The organism is Mammaliicoccus sp. RAM2 (assembly GCF_045897195.1).
Lineage (GTDB): Bacteria > Bacillota > Bacilli > Staphylococcales > Staphylococcaceae > Mammaliicoccus > Mammaliicoccus sciuri.
This window is the reverse complement of sequence record NZ_JBJNWI010000005.1, coordinates 1-13,724: the sequence shown is the minus strand read 5'-3', so window position 1 is coordinate 13,724 and position 13,724 is coordinate 1. Positions and strand designations below refer to the sequence as shown.

16 protein-coding genes and 1 riboswitch are annotated in these 13,724 nt (G+C 34.3%); of the genes, 13 read left to right on the top strand and 3 right to left on the bottom strand.

All coding sequences use genetic code 11. The features are described from left to right. Positions 1-30: 30 nt before the first annotated feature. The 7 genes from atpG (at position 31) to fabZ (ending at position 5,355) form a co-directional block, all read left to right on the top strand. Positions 31-900 carry an ATP synthase F1 subunit gamma gene (gene atpG / locus ACJTHF_RS08295; protein WP_048540913.1) on the top strand — a complete coding sequence of 290 codons (870 nt, stop codon included), beginning with the start codon at positions 31-33 and terminating at the stop codon, positions 898-900. 18 nt (positions 901-918) lie between these two features. Beyond that, complete coding sequence (gene atpD / locus ACJTHF_RS08290; RefSeq protein WP_048540911.1) at positions 919-2,334, top strand: F0F1 ATP synthase subunit beta; 1,416 nt, start codon at positions 919-921, stop codon at positions 2,332-2,334. Positions 2,335-2,356: 22 nt separating this feature from the next. Continuing rightward, positions 2,357-2,761, top strand: a complete 405-nt coding sequence (locus ACJTHF_RS08285; RefSeq protein ID WP_025904485.1) for a F0F1 ATP synthase subunit epsilon — start codon at positions 2,357-2,359, stop codon at positions 2,759-2,761. Between the two features lie 194 nt (positions 2,762-2,955). Then, positions 2,956-3,186, top strand: a complete 231-nt coding sequence (locus tag ACJTHF_RS08280) for a DUF1146 family protein (protein ID WP_048540909.1) — start codon at positions 2,956-2,958, stop codon at positions 3,184-3,186. 150 nt (positions 3,187-3,336) lie between these two features. Then, positions 3,337-4,632: a UDP-N-acetylglucosamine 1-carboxyvinyltransferase gene (murA, locus tag ACJTHF_RS08275; RefSeq protein WP_058591095.1), complete on the top strand. Its 1,296-nt coding sequence runs from the start codon at positions 3,337-3,339 to the stop codon at positions 4,630-4,632. A gap of 1 nt (position 4,633) precedes the next feature. Beyond that, positions 4,634-4,918 (top strand): DNA-directed RNA polymerase subunit beta, encoded by a 285-nt coding sequence (locus tag ACJTHF_RS08270; RefSeq protein ID WP_053076874.1) that lies wholly within the window; start codon positions 4,634-4,636, stop codon positions 4,916-4,918. Then, positions 4,918-5,355: a 3-hydroxyacyl-ACP dehydratase FabZ gene (gene fabZ / locus ACJTHF_RS08265; RefSeq protein ID WP_025904489.1), complete on the top strand. Its 438-nt coding sequence runs from the start codon at positions 4,918-4,920 to the stop codon at positions 5,353-5,355. Before ACJTHF_RS08270 ends, fabZ begins: the two co-directional genes overlap by 1 nt. Before the next feature lie 757 nt (positions 5,356-6,112). On the opposite strand, the gene ACJTHF_RS08260 is transcribed toward fabZ, so the two are convergent. Further along, positions 6,113-6,550: a YwpF-like family protein gene (locus ACJTHF_RS08260; protein WP_025904490.1), complete on the bottom strand. Its 438-nt coding sequence runs from the start codon at positions 6,548-6,550 to the stop codon at positions 6,113-6,115. Positions 6,551-6,730: 180 nt separating this feature from the next. On the opposite strand from ACJTHF_RS08260, the gene ACJTHF_RS08255 reads away from it, so the two are divergent. The 6 genes from ACJTHF_RS08255 (at position 6,731) to yidC (ending at position 12,021) form a co-directional block, all read left to right on the top strand. Further along, positions 6,731-7,300, top strand: coding sequence for a single-stranded DNA-binding protein (locus ACJTHF_RS08255; RefSeq protein WP_058591094.1), 570 nt, complete (start codon positions 6,731-6,733; stop codon positions 7,298-7,300). Between the two features lie 368 nt (positions 7,301-7,668). Then, on the top strand, positions 7,669-8,511 hold the full coding sequence (locus ACJTHF_RS08250) for a LysM peptidoglycan-binding domain-containing protein (RefSeq protein ID WP_048540902.1): 843 nt from the start codon (positions 7,669-7,671) through the stop codon (positions 8,509-8,511). Between the two features lie 125 nt (positions 8,512-8,636). Further along, a riboswitch (TPP riboswitch) is annotated at positions 8,637-8,735 on the top strand. Positions 8,736-8,831: 96 nt separating this feature from the next. Next, a complete protein-coding gene (gene thiD / locus ACJTHF_RS08245; RefSeq protein ID WP_048540900.1) occupies positions 8,832-9,644 on the top strand; it encodes a bifunctional hydroxymethylpyrimidine kinase/phosphomethylpyrimidine kinase in 813 nt (270 codons plus the stop codon). After that, positions 9,637-10,428, top strand: a complete 792-nt coding sequence (gene thiM / locus ACJTHF_RS08240) for a hydroxyethylthiazole kinase (RefSeq protein ID WP_048540898.1) — start codon at positions 9,637-9,639, stop codon at positions 10,426-10,428. Before thiD ends, thiM begins: the two co-directional genes overlap by 8 nt. Then, positions 10,429-11,070, top strand: coding sequence for a thiamine phosphate synthase (gene thiE, locus ACJTHF_RS08235; protein ID WP_048540896.1), 642 nt, complete (start codon positions 10,429-10,431; stop codon positions 11,068-11,070). A gap of 81 nt (positions 11,071-11,151) precedes the next feature. Next, on the top strand, positions 11,152-12,021 hold the full coding sequence (yidC, locus tag ACJTHF_RS08230) for a membrane protein insertase YidC (RefSeq protein WP_232157209.1): 870 nt from the start codon (positions 11,152-11,154) through the stop codon (positions 12,019-12,021). Positions 12,022-12,049: 28 nt separating this feature from the next. On the opposite strand, the gene ACJTHF_RS08225 is transcribed toward yidC, so the two are convergent. Together ACJTHF_RS08225 and cls are read right to left on the bottom strand one after the other, a co-directional pair. Beyond that, entirely contained in the window at positions 12,050-12,715 is a 666-nt protein-coding gene (locus tag ACJTHF_RS08225) for an HD domain-containing protein (protein WP_084755866.1), read from the bottom strand. A 64-nt stretch (positions 12,716-12,779) separates the two neighbouring features. Then, a partial coding sequence (cls, locus tag ACJTHF_RS08220; RefSeq protein ID WP_407812612.1) for a cardiolipin synthase occupies positions 12,780-13,724 on the bottom strand: 945 nt, incomplete at its 5' end.

The window sequence follows — 13,724 nt, the reverse complement described above, 5'->3', positions numbered from 1 at the left end:
ATTAAGCTTTAAATAAAAGGTGGTGAAATTGTGGCTTCACTAAGAGAAATCAAAGGTAGAATTACTTCTACTCAAAAGACTAGTCAAATTACAAAAGCGATGAATATGGTTTCAAACTCTAAATTGCGTAAAGCAGAGGAGAATACGAAAGCATTTCAACCTTATATGGATAAGATTCAAGATGCTGTTACAGCTATTGCGTCTAAGAGTACAGATGTTAATCATCCAATGCTTAAAACAAGACCTGTAAAACGTTCTGGTTACTTAGTTATTACTTGTGATAAAGGACTTGCAGGACCATATAGTGCTAACATTTTGAAAAATGTCGTTAATGATATTAAAGAAAAACATAACAACAATAGTGACGAATACGGCATTATTGTTGTCGGACGTGTAGGCCGAGACTTCTTCAAAGCTAGAGGTTATAACATTATTGAAGAGTATGTAGGTTTACCTGACCAACCAACATTTAAAAATGTACAAGCTTTAACTGAAAAAGCTGTAGACTTGTTTAATGAAGAATTTTATGATGAGTTAACAATTTACTACAGTCATTTCGTTAGTGTGCTTGAACAGCAAGTGAAATCTAAAAAAATCTTACCATTATCTGATGAAGATACTGGAAAAGGTTCAAGTATGATGGCTGGTTATGAATTTGAACCAGATAAAGAAACGATTTTAAAAGTTATCTTACCGCAGTATGCGATTAGTTTAATATATGGTGCATTACTAGATGGAAAAGCTAGTGAACATGCTTCAAGAATGACAGCTATGAAGAATGCGACAGATAACGCTTCAGAATTAATTGATGATTTATCATTACAATATAACAGAGCCCGTCAAGCTGCAATTACTCAACAAATTACTGAGATTGTAGGCGGAGCAGCTGCACTCGAATAATGATTAGGAGGAATTTACATGGGATTAGGCCGAGTAACGCAAATTACAGGGCCAGTTATTGATGTACGCTTCCCACACGGTGAATTGCCAGAACTTAATAATGCTTTAACACTTAAAGTTGAACGTCCAGATGGATCAAGCTTTGATTTAGCATTAGAAGTTGCATTACACCTTGGTGATGATGTTGTACGTTCTATAGCAATGGCATCAACTGATGGTGTTAAACGTGGACAAGAAGTTACTGATACAGGAAGACCTATTTCAGTACCTGTTGGTGATGCTACATTAGGTCGTGTTTTCAATGTATTAGGCGAAAAAATTGATTTAGGTGAAGAAATTGATGATAGCGTTCGTCGTGATCCAATTCACCGTTTAGCACCTAAATTCGAAGATTTATCTACTAAAGTAGAAATTCTTGAAACTGGTATTAAAGTAGTAGACTTATTAGCACCTTACATTAAAGGTGGTAAAATCGGTTTATTCGGTGGTGCCGGAGTAGGTAAAACAGTACTTATTCAAGAATTAATCAATAACATCGCACAAGAACATGGTGGTATTTCAGTATTCGCAGGTGTAGGTGAACGTACACGTGAAGGAAATGACTTATACTATGAAATGAGCGATTCAGGTGTTATTAAGAAAACAGCGATGGTATTCGGTCAAATGAACGAGCCACCTGGTGCGCGTGCTAGAGTTGCACTTTCTGGTTTAACAATGGCAGAATACTTCCGTGATGAACAAGGACAAGACGTGTTATTGTTCATCGATAACATCTTCCGTTTTACACAAGCAGGTTCAGAGGTATCAGCATTATTAGGCCGTATGCCATCTGCCGTTGGTTACCAACCAACACTTGCTACTGAAATGGGACAATTACAAGAACGTATTACATCTACAAATAAAGGATCAGTTACATCTATCCAAGCAGTATTCGTACCTGCCGATGACTATACTGACCCAGCGCCAGCAACAGCTTTCGCTCACTTAGATGCTACTACTAACTTGGAACGTAAATTAACGGAAATGGGTATTTATCCAGCCGTTGACCCATTAGCTTCAACATCACGTGCCTTAACTCCAGAAATTGTTGGAGATGAACACTATGATGTTGCGCGTCGTGTACAACAAACATTACAAAAATATAGAGAGTTACAAGATATCATTGCCATACTTGGTATGGATGAATTATCTGATGAAGATAAGAAAACAGTTGAACGTGCTCGTCGTATTCAATTCTTCTTATCTCAAAACTTCCATGTAGCTGAACAATTTACTGGTCAAAAAGGTTCATACGTACCAGTTAGTCAAACTGTACAAGATTTCAAAGCTATTCTAGAAGGACAATATGACCATATCCCAGAAGATGCTTTCCGTTTAGTCGGTGGTATTGAAGCAGTTCTTGAAAATGCTAAAAACATGGGTGTAGAGGTCTAATAATAATTAGGAGGAATGGAAAATGAATACATTTACCTTAGATGTTGTCACTCCTAATGGATCTGTTTACTCAGCAAAAGAAGTAGAACTTGTTGTTTTACATACTGAAACTGGTGAAATGGGTGTAATGGCTGGACATATTCCAACTGTTGCAGCTTTGAAAACAGGATACGTTAAAGTAAACAAAGCAAGTGGTACGGAGTATTTAGCTGTTTCCGAAGGATTTGTTGAAGTAAGAACTAATAAAGTTACAGTTCTAGTTCAAGCGGCTGAAACTGCCGATGAAATAGATAAAGACCGTGCGATTAATTCTAAAGAACGTGCTGAAGAACGATTGAAAATGAATCGTGATGAAGTAGACTTTAGACGTGCTGAACGTGCACTTCATCGTGCAATTAATCGAATTGAAGTGGCTAAATTTAGATAAAATAAAAGAGTCTGGGACATAATGTAATGTCTCAGACTCTTTTAGTATCTTGGCAGTAGATGTCTGAATTGAAAATGCGCTTGTACCAAGCTTTTTCAACTCTAGTCATCCTTGCCCGCGCGGGACGACGAAATCTTTTTATCTAAATTAGATTTCTGTCCCGCTCCCTTATATTTTTAGAAGGAGTTGTTAATATGGAATATTATGGTCAATTAGGTATTATCGGACTTTTACTACATGTCATTTGTGTATGCTTGGCATTCTGGGCACTTCAAGGCGTACGATTAGAACAAATTTTTAAGAAAAATCATATTGCGCAAGCACAAACATTTCTTATCATTTTATCTATACTATTAGGTACGGCTGTAAGTCGTTTTATTTTAGATATACTCCAATATTCGCTACAATTAAGATTGCTATTCTAATAATAAGAAAAAATTACATAAATATATGAAAAAAGAACAAAAAAGTAGTATAATATTTTGGTGATGTTTATGAATCAAGAAAAATGTGTATTAAATAAATATATACATTTGTAAAATAAATAAAAGTGAAGTTTTTTGGAGGATAATTATATGGATAAAATCGTCGTGAAAGGCGGAGCAAGTCTTAATGGCACAGTTGTAGTCGAAGGTGCAAAAAACGCAGTATTACCAATATTAACAGCTACACTTTTACCAAGTGTTGGTCAAAGTGTATTGACGAATGTACCTAAATTAAGTGATGTAGATACAATTAACACAGTACTTACGCATTTAAATGCAGATATAGAATATGATGCAGATCATAACACTGTAAAAATAGATGCATCAAATACACTAAAAATCGAAGCTCCATATGAATATGTAAGTAAGATGAGAGCAAGTATCTTAGTTATGGGTCCTTTATTAGCTAGAGAAGGTCATGCTAGAGTCGCTTTACCTGGTGGTTGCGCAATTGGTTCAAGACCGATTGAGCAACATTTAAAAGGATTTGAAGCTTTAGGTGCAGAAATTGAACTACATAACGGATTTATTGAAGCAACAACACCTAATGGCTTAAAAGGAGCTAAAATTTATTTAGATTTCCCAAGTGTAGGCGCTACTCAAAATATTATGATGGCAGCAGTACTTGCAGAAGGAAAAACTGAAATTCAAAACGTTGCAAGAGAACCAGAAATTGTAGATTTAGCTAACTATCTAAATGAAATGGGTGCACAAGTACACGGTGCTGGCACAGATACAATTAGAATTACTGGTGTTAATCAATTACACGGTGCAGAACATGCTATTATTCCAGATAGAATTGAAGCTGGTACATTTATGATTGCAGCAGCGATTACTAGAGGAAATGTCAATGTTATTGGTGCAATTAGAGAACATATGACAAGCTTAGTGTCTAAATTAGAAGAAGCTGGTGTTCAAATTACTGATATCGAAGATGGATTAAATATTCAAGTACCTGGTGAAATTAAAGCAATTGATGTTAAAACAATGCCACATCCAGGATTCCCTACAGACATGCAATCTCAAATAATGGCTTTATTATTAACAGCAAATGGTACGAGTAAAGTAACTGAAACAGTATTTGAAAATAGATTTATGCATGTAGAAGAATTCAAACGTATGAATGCAGATATTTTCATTAACGGTAGAAGTGCAATGATTACTGGTAACAGTAAATTACAAGGTGCAGATGTAAAAGCTACAGACTTAAGAGCAGGTGCATCATTGATTCTTGCTGGACTTGTGTCTGATGGATATACAAACGTAACAGAACTTAAACATTTAGATAGAGGTTATGTTGATTTTCATGGTAAACTTAAAGCATTAGGTGCAGACGTTGAACGCATCAATGATAATGGCAAGTTAAACGATAAAGCGAGGGTTTAGTATGGCTGAAACACAATCATCAAGATCTGACGATAAAAAAAGAAAGTCAACTTATCAATCTGTTAAAGAGAAACTTCAAAGAAATAGAGTAGAAACAATTCAAGGAGTGGAAGTAGAGCATCGTGTCATTCCATTATGGATTAAATTACTTATATTATTAGTATTAATGATTTTATTATTTATTGTTGGAACTATGATTGGATACGGTATACTTCATAATCCATTTGGGGTGTTTAATCCCGAAACTTGGCAACACATCTTTGATTTAACTGGAAGGAGCTCATAATGGAAACTATTTATGACTTTAACGAAATAAAAAAAATTATACCTCACCGTTACCCATTTTTATTATTAGATAGAATAGTAGAATTAGAAGACGGTAAACGTTGTGTAGGTATTAAACAAGTAGCAGGTAACGAACCATTTTTCCAAGGACATTTTCCTGATTATGCCGTAATGCCAGGCGTATTAATCGTAGAAGCATTAGCACAAACAGGTGCAGTTGCAATGTTACGCTTAGAAGAAAACCAAGGTAAACTAGCAATGTTTGCAGGAATTGATAAATGTCGATTCAAAAAACAAGTTACACCAGGTGACACTTTAAGACTTGAAGTAGAAATAAACAAAATAAAAGGTCCAATAGGAAAAGGAACAGCAAAAGCAACAGTAGATGGAGAAGTTGCATGTAGTTGTGAAATTAGCTTTGCTATTGTAGATCAATAAATAAAAAAGAGAAAACAGGCAGCTGTTTTCTCTTTTTTCTGCTTATATATGGAATTTGATTTTGTTAGGGACAGAATTCCAAGAAATGTCCGTAAGAAGTGTCGTTAGGGACAGAATTCCAAGAAATGTCCGTAAGAAGTGTCGTTAGGGACAGAATTCCAAGAAATGTCCGTAAGAGGTGCTGTTAGGGACAGAATTCCGGAAAATGTCCGTAAGAGGTATTGTTAGGGACAGAATTTTGAGAAATGTCCGTAAGAGGTGTCGTTAGGGACAGAATTCCAAGAAATGTCCGTAAGAGGTATTGTTAGGGACAGAATTTTGAGAAATGTCCGTAAGAGGTGTCGTTAGGGACAGAATTTTGAGAAATGTCAGTAAGAAGTGTCGTTAGGGACAGAATTTTGAGAAATGTCCGTAAGAGGTGCTGTTAGGGACAGAATTCCAAGAAATGTCAGTAAGAAGTGTCGTTAGGGACAGAATTCCGGAAAATGTCCGTAAGAGGTATTGTTAGGGACAGAATTCCAAGAAATGTCCGTAAGAGGTGCTGTTAGGGACAGAATTCCGGAAAATGTCCGTAAGAGGTATTGTTAGGGACAGAATTCCAAGAAATGTCCGTAAATGAGCGCCCACTTAACTACCAGAATTCGGAATAATGATAGTTACAGCGTTCTAACTACCACAATTCGGAATAATGGAAGTAAAACACCTAAATATACATGTAATAAAAAATCTAGGACCACAAACTGTCCTAGATTTTTATTTATATATTGCTTTTTTCGTCTTTTAATTTCGGTTTAGATTGCATCAATCTATTAAATGAAGTTTTAAGCTCATCTCCTGATAAGCCTTCATCTATGAGTTGCTCTAGTAATCGTTCTGCATATACTTGTCGTAATGTATAGATATGACATTCAAATACGACTGATATTTTATCTTCTAGTTGTTCTATGTATTTGATGGTTGCATCAAATAATGCTGGGTCGTTTGAAGGTCTAGTTATTACGACACGTGTATCAAGTAAGGTTTGGTTATCGTGATATTCTTTCATTTGTTCATAATGGATATCTGAAATTAAGATCTCTAGTAGCCATCCTGTACCACTATTTTCTTTATTAATAATGATACCATCTAATAATTCATATTCTGTAATTTGTTCATCGTCTACAATTTGAAAGCGTACGGCTTTAAATGTTTTCATAAACATCCCCCTTATCGTTAAATCTACGAATGTTTAACTTTGTTATCTATTATAAAGCACTTTTGCATGAAATAACAATAATCATAAAATAAAGTGAAAAATAAGTGTTTATTTTATGATTTATCGGACTTTGACTGAAAAAATTGACTCATTATATTATAAGTATAAGGAGGTGAGAATATGTTAAATAAATCTGTATTAGTTGGACGTTTAACTAAGGACCCTGCATATTATAAGAAAGGTGAAATCATCATTTCTACATTTTGTTTAGCTGTTGAACGTGGATATAAGACTAAAGATGGCACGATTGCTGTTGATTTTATTGTATGTAAAGCATTTGGTAAACTTGCAAATAATATTCATGAGTATACAAAGAAAGGACAACTTGTTGCATTAACTGGACAAATTCAATCAAGAGCATATGTTAAAGATGATAAGAAACATTATATAACAGAAATTATTTGTGAAACGATCAAATTCTTAAATATGCCTGCATCAAGTAAATCAACGATTCCTCAAACGAAAGATGAAATGAGTGAATTAATTAGTGAAAGTGCTGAAAGTTATGCTAGTGACCTTTCATCTAAAGTAGCAAAAGAAAAATTACGAGCTGAAGCATTAGCTAAAGAGAATGGTGCAAACAATTTAGATGATAAGTTATATAGAGATTATCATAATGTCGTTGACGTTATTGATGAAGCTAAACAACAAACCCCTGATCCAAATGCATCAAAAGTAACAACCTCATAGCATTAAACTTCAATAAAACTGTTTATAGAAATACTTCCGAAAATAAATATTCTTGATTCTAAATTCCGAGACTTGCTGTCTTGCTGTAGGGCAGCAAGTATACATAATTACAAGTAATTGTTTAAAAAATTACATGAATATGACAAATTGTCTGATAATTAATTTTGTTCAATCTTTATAAATGCCTTTGTTTAGGTATTTTGTTCGTTAATATTCAGAATATTGTCTGAAAATTAACGTAATCTAACTGTAATATTAGCTGTAATTTTTTCATATACCTGTAACCTATGACATAAAAATAAGTGGTATAGTTTAAACAGTAAAAATCATATAAAAAGTGAAAACCTTACAGGAGGAAACATTCAATCATGAAAAAATTATTAGCAGTTTCAACTGCGGCAGTTGCAGTTACTACAGGGGTAACAGCTACAGCCGATGCAGCAACACATACAGTAAAATCTGGTGATACTTTAGGTAGTATTTCACAACAATACGGTACTTCAGTAAGTGCTATCAAAGCAGAAAATGGTTTAAAATCTAACTTAATCTTCCCTAACCAAGTAATCAAGGTTAACGAGAAAAGTTCAGAATCAACTACAGAATACACTGTAGTATCAGGAGATACTTTAGGTAAAATTGCATCTAAATACGATGTAACTGTATCTCAATTAAAAGCATGGAACAACTTATCTTCAGATCTAATCATTGTTGGACAAACTTTATCATTACAAGCTCCAGCTCAATCAGTTGAGCCAGCTAAAGCGCCTGTAGCACAACAAGCGCCAGTTCAACAAACACAAGAACAAGTTGCAGCTCCAGCTCAACAACAAAGCTACCAAGCGCCTGTTCAATCATACAAAGCGCCAGCTCAACAAACATATAAAGCGCCAGCTCAACAATCATACCAAGCACCAGCTCAAAAAGTTAGAACTACTCAAACTTCAACAGCTAGCACTGGTGGATCTACTAAAGCTCAATTCTTAGCTGCTGGTGGTTCAGAAGCTATGTGGAATGCGATTGTATTACCAGAATCAAGTGGTAATCCAAATGCAGTAAGTCCAAATGGTTACCAAGGTCTTGGTCAAACTAAAGAATCTTGGGGTACTGGATCAGTAGCTACACAAACTCAAGGTATGTTAAACTACGCTAAAAACCGTTACGGTTCAGAATCAGCTGCTATTGCTTTCCGTCAAGCTAACGGATGGTGGTAAGCCATACACTTTAATCTAAAGTGGTTATAAATTAATTAATCCAATCGTCTAGGAAATATCCTAGGCGATTTTTTAATTTGACCACAATACGTCTATTTGATAATCTTAAGTAAACTGAATATATGAGTGACTGCTAGGGGCGCCATTTGGCTGAGATGATTAAATTCAGTCCCTTAACACCTGATTTGGATAATGCCAACGTAGGAAAGTGGTCGATGAACGTTTTTACAACTATTAATTGACCTCTTTCTTATGAAAGAGGTCATTTTTATGAAGTTATGAATAATAGAATTATAAATATAAATTTGAGGTGGATTACAATGAAAAAACCGAATATAGCATTAACAATTGCTGGAACGGACCCAAGTGGTGGAGCGGGTATTATGGCGGACTTAAAATCATTTCATGCATCAGGTGTTTATGGAATGGCTGTTGCTACAAGTATCGTTTCACAAAATAGTTTAGGTGTACAAGATGTTTACCATTTACCTGTTGAAGTTATTGAAAGCCAATTAAAAAGTGTCTTTGATGATGAAGTGCCACATGCTATAAAAACAGGCATGATTGCATCAGAAGAAATGATGCAAACGATTAAACCATTTATTGAACAATCTGGTAAGCCGTATGTCATTGACCCAGTAATGGTTGCTAAAAGTGGTGATGCGCTAATGGATGATGAAGGGAAAGGGAAACTTAAAGAAATATTACTACCATTAGCTACAGTTGTTACACCTAATATTCCAGAAGCAGAAGATATTACTGGATTTAAAATTCAAACTGAAGAAGAAATTAATAAAGCTGGTGCATTTTTCTTAAATGAAATTGGATCTAAAGGTGTTGTTATAAAAGGTGGACATCTGGACGGGGATGCAATCGACTATTTATTTACTGAGAATGGCGTGAAAAGCTGGAAAAGTGAAAGATTTAGTACGAAACATACACATGGAACAGGTTGTACATTTAGTGCAGTGATAACAGCAGAGTTAGCTAAAGGTCATTCAATTGAGGAAGCGGTAGAAGTAGCTAAACGATTTATTACGTTAGCTATTCAATATACACCTGAAATAGGCAAAGGTAGAGGTCCAGTGAACCACTTTGCATACCAAAAGATAGAGGGATTAGATTATGAGTAAATTAACAAATATTAGAGAAAATAGTCCATTAATCGTATGTTATACAAATGATGTCGTTAAAAACTTTACAGCTAATGGTTTAATTTCATTAGGCGCAAGCCCCGCAATGAGTGAAGAACCTGAAGAAGCAGAAGAATTTTCAAAAGCAGCAGGAGCATTTCTTCTTAATATAGGGACGATTACGACTGATAAAGCTTATGATATGAAGAAATATGCTGAAATTATGCATGGAAATGGTGTTCCAGTAGTTCTTGATCCCGTAGCAGTTGGTGCATCACAATTAAGAAAGACTTTTTGTACGACGTTATTAAATGATGAAGTTGTCGATATTATTAGAGGTAATGCATCAGAAATTTTAGCACTTATTGAAGAAGACACAATTATGAAAGGTACGGATAGTGATGATACGCTTGATGCTATTAAAATTGCGAAAAAAGCGCATCAGCAATTAAAGTTACCGATTATCATAACTGGAAAAGTTGATGTCATTGCTTGTAATAACAAAATTATAGAATTGCACAATGGTAGTGAGATGTTAACGAAAGTAACTGGTGGAGGTTGTTTATTAGGTGGCGTAATAGCTGCATTCTTATCTCATGAAAAAACAATTACTATTGATGTATTAGAAGAAGCATTAGCAACATACAATATAGCAAGTGAGTTGGCATATCAACAACCTGGTGCACATTTACCTGGTACATTCCAAATTTCATTTATAGATCAACTTAATGTAATAACTGAAGAACTTGTTAATGAGAAAAAAATCGTGAAAGTAGTGAACTAAATGTTTGATCCAAAAACTTTGAAAGTATATTTTATAGCAGGTAGTCAAGATATTGCTGATGGTAATCTAATAAGTGTTGTTGAAGAAGCTTTAAAAGCAGGCATCACGATGTTTCAGTTTCGTGAAAAAGGTGAGAAGAGTAAAAAAGGATCAGAAAAAGAAGCACTTGCGCAATCATTATTTGAGTTGTGTAAACAATATCAAGTTCCATTTATCGTCAATGATGATGTAGATTTAGCAATTAAATTAAATGCAGATGGTATTCATGTTGGACAAGATGACCGAAATGTATCTGAGTTTAAAGATAAGTTTAAAGATAAAATAATTGGCTTGAGTGTTGCAAATAAAATTGAATATGATCACTCTGATATATCTGAAGTCGATTATATTGGAACGGGACCTATACATTCTACAAATTCTAAAGCTGATGCAGGAGATGAAGGTGGATATCAAATGATTGAGAAGGTGAGAAAAATCAATCAAGATATTCCTATCGTTGCAATCGGTGGTATAACTGAAGTTGATGTGCAACCGCTCATTAAAGCGGGCGCAAATGGCGTAAGTGTTATTTCTGCTATAGCGAAAAGTCAAAATATTGAACAAACTGTGAAGGGCTTTCATAAACAGTATAAAAATATTTGATAAAATTAATATATTGATTTATGTTGTCGCTATTCTATGATAGAATGAGTTTTATGTGAGTATATCAATAGAGGTGGAAAAATGAAGAAAAAAGCTTTATGGCCATTATTATTTGGTGTAATGGTTGTGCTAGCTGGTTGTGATTATTCTAAACCTGAGAATAGGGATGGATTCTTTTATAATACATTCGTAAAACCGATGGATAGTGTTATTCATTGGCTTGGTACAAATTTGAATCACGATTATGGTCTAGCTATTATCGTTATAACATTAATTGTTCGTTTTGCGTTATTCCCATTTATGATGAAGACGTATAAGAATCAAAAGTTAATGCGTGAAAAAATGAAACTTGCTAAACCTGAAATGGAAGCAATTCAAGAAAAAGTTAAGCGTGCTCGTACTCAAGAAGAAAAAATGGCAGCCAATCAAGAAATGATGGCATTATACAAAAAACATGGTATTAATCCAATGAACATGGGTTGTTTACCAATCGTTATACAAATGCCAATCGTCATGGGATTATTCTATGTATTAAAATATCCTACTGAAGGCGGAATTACAGAATATCCGAATTTCTTATGGTTTAATTTAACTGAACCTGATTTAATTATTACAATCATTGCAGGTATCATTTATGCATTACAGGCATTTGTTTCTATGAAGTATGCAAATGTTCCAGATGAACAGAAAAATATGATGAGAATGATGATGTTTATTTCTCCAATTATGATTATTTGGATGTCATACATTTCAGCATCTGCATTAGGTTTATACTGGGCAGTCGGTGGTGCATTCTTAGTTGTTCAAACATGGTTAGGTAACGTCTTCTATAACAACAAAGTAGAAGAAGAAATGAAACCAATCATTGAAGCACATCAGAAAAATCAACAAGAAGCTAACAAAGAGAAGAAACCAGCTAAACTCGTATCTAATAAGAAGAAAAAGAAATAAAATCAAAAAAACAAACTAATCATCGTGATTAGTTTGTTTTTTTAGTTATATCCCATTCTTTATAAAATTGTTTTAAAAAGTTCTCCATAAATAAGTGGCGTTCTTCAGCGATTTGTTTGCCCCGTTTAGTATTCATTAAATCTTTTAATAATAATAATTTCTCGTAAAAATGATTAATTGCCGTATTCGGTTCATTATGATATTGATCCTCTTGTAAATCATTTAAATTGCGTGGTTGTTGAGTGGAGATATGCATAGGTTCTTTAAAATGACCAGCATATTGAAATGTTCTTGCTATTCCTATAGCGCCAATCGCATCAATTCGATCTGCATCTTGGACGATCTTTCCTGCTAAGCTTGTAAGTTTACCTTCATTTTTACCACCATTATAACTAATATACTTTAGAATATGGATAATCTCTGTTTGAATAGATTCGCTTATATCCATGTCTTTCATCCATTGATAAAGTTGTTGCCAAGCTGTGTTGCCATCTTTAAATAATTTCTTATCGACAGTATCGTGTAGGAAACTTGCTAATTCAACTACAAACAAATCCACTTCCTCAAACTGAGCAATATCTAGAGCGAGATGTCTAACTCTTAAAATATGCTCAAAGTCATGTCCAGTCGTATCGTTTTTGTGTAATGTGCTAACATATGATTCTGCTTCTTTAATAATTTGTTCTTTATTCATATCTTTCTCCTTAAAAAAACAGGTAGAAAAGTTTGAACAATCGTCTCTTCTACCCGCTAAGTATTTACAATAATGGTGATAGCAATCGTGCTATACCTTCTTTTAATTTAATCCACGTGCTTCTGTTTTCATATCTTTCAACTGTTAATAATGATGAATGTGTCATATCATTCTCATAAGCTAAGCGTGAATTTTTAGCGATTTCATCGTCGTAAATAAAGGCATTAACTTCGAAATTTAATACAAAGCTTCTATTATCCATGTTTGCTGTACCAATACTTACAACTTCATCGTCTATGGCTACCATCTTAGTGTGTATAAAGCCTTTTTCATAAATATGAACATTGACGCCAGCTTTTATTAATTCGCCGACATTGGCAAATGTTGCCCAATAAACAAATGGGTGATCGGGCTTATTGGGAATCATCACATTAACATCTACTCCGGAAAGGGCAGCTATCTTAATGGCGTCTAAAAATGATAAATCTGGAATGAAATAAGGTGTTTGTATGTAAATATGTTTTTTAGCTTCTGATATCATTTTTAAATAACCATATTTGATTTGTTCCCAATCTTCATCAGGACCACTTGAAGCAATTTGAATACCAACTTTTCCGCCAGATTCAACATCAGGGAAGTATTTAGATTCATAGCGCATCTTGTCACGTGTAGATTGAGAGTTCCAGTCCAACATAAACCTAAGCTGTAACGCATTGACTGAGTCACCTTCTAATCTTAAGTGCGTATCTCGCCAATAACCAAATTTTTTATCTAAACCTAAATATTCATCTCCGACATTAAAGCCACCTACGTAACCAACTTTTCCATCAATAACAACAATCTTTCTATGGTTACGGTTGTTCATTCTAAAGTTAATGAGTGGGAGTTTAGAAGGGAAGAAACTTGCAACTTCTCCACCTTGTGCTCTAAATTTCTTGAATGAAGATAAATTTAATTTACGAGATCCCATGTCATCATATAACATTTTAACTTCTAAACCTTCTTGAAG

Bases quoted from the DNA above. Each gene is read 5' to 3' on its own strand.
- atpD (WP_048540911.1), top strand. From the start codon at position 919: ATGGGATTAGGCCGAGTAACGCAAATTACAGGGCCAGTTATTGATGTA.
- ACJTHF_RS08285 (WP_025904485.1), top strand. From the start codon at position 2,357: ATGAATACATTTACCTTAGATGTTGTCACTCCTAATGGATCTGTTTAC.
- ACJTHF_RS08280 (WP_048540909.1), top strand. From the start codon at position 2,956: ATGGAATATTATGGTCAATTAGGTATTATCGGACTTTTACTACATGTC.
- murA (WP_058591095.1), top strand. From the start codon at position 3,337: ATGGATAAAATCGTCGTGAAAGGCGGAGCAAGTCTTAATGGCACAGTT.
- ACJTHF_RS08270 (WP_053076874.1), top strand. From the start codon at position 4,634: ATGGCTGAAACACAATCATCAAGATCTGACGATAAAAAAAGAAAGTCA.
- fabZ (WP_025904489.1), top strand. From the start codon at position 4,918: ATGGAAACTATTTATGACTTTAACGAAATAAAAAAAATTATACCTCAC.
- ACJTHF_RS08260 (WP_025904490.1), bottom strand. From the start codon at position 6,550: ATGAAAACATTTAAAGCCGTACGCTTTCAAATTGTAGACGATGAACAA.
- ACJTHF_RS08255 (WP_058591094.1), top strand. From the start codon at position 6,731: ATGTTAAATAAATCTGTATTAGTTGGACGTTTAACTAAGGACCCTGCA.
- ACJTHF_RS08250 (WP_048540902.1), top strand. From the start codon at position 7,669: ATGAAAAAATTATTAGCAGTTTCAACTGCGGCAGTTGCAGTTACTACA.
- thiD (WP_048540900.1), top strand. From the start codon at position 8,832: ATGAAAAAACCGAATATAGCATTAACAATTGCTGGAACGGACCCAAGT.
- thiM (WP_048540898.1), top strand. From the start codon at position 9,637: ATGAGTAAATTAACAAATATTAGAGAAAATAGTCCATTAATCGTATGT.
- thiE (WP_048540896.1), top strand. From the start codon at position 10,429: ATGTTTGATCCAAAAACTTTGAAAGTATATTTTATAGCAGGTAGTCAA.
- yidC (WP_232157209.1), top strand. From the start codon at position 11,152: ATGAAGAAAAAAGCTTTATGGCCATTATTATTTGGTGTAATGGTTGTG.
- ACJTHF_RS08225 (WP_084755866.1), bottom strand. From the start codon at position 12,715: ATGAATAAAGAACAAATTATTAAAGAAGCAGAATCATATGTTAGCACA.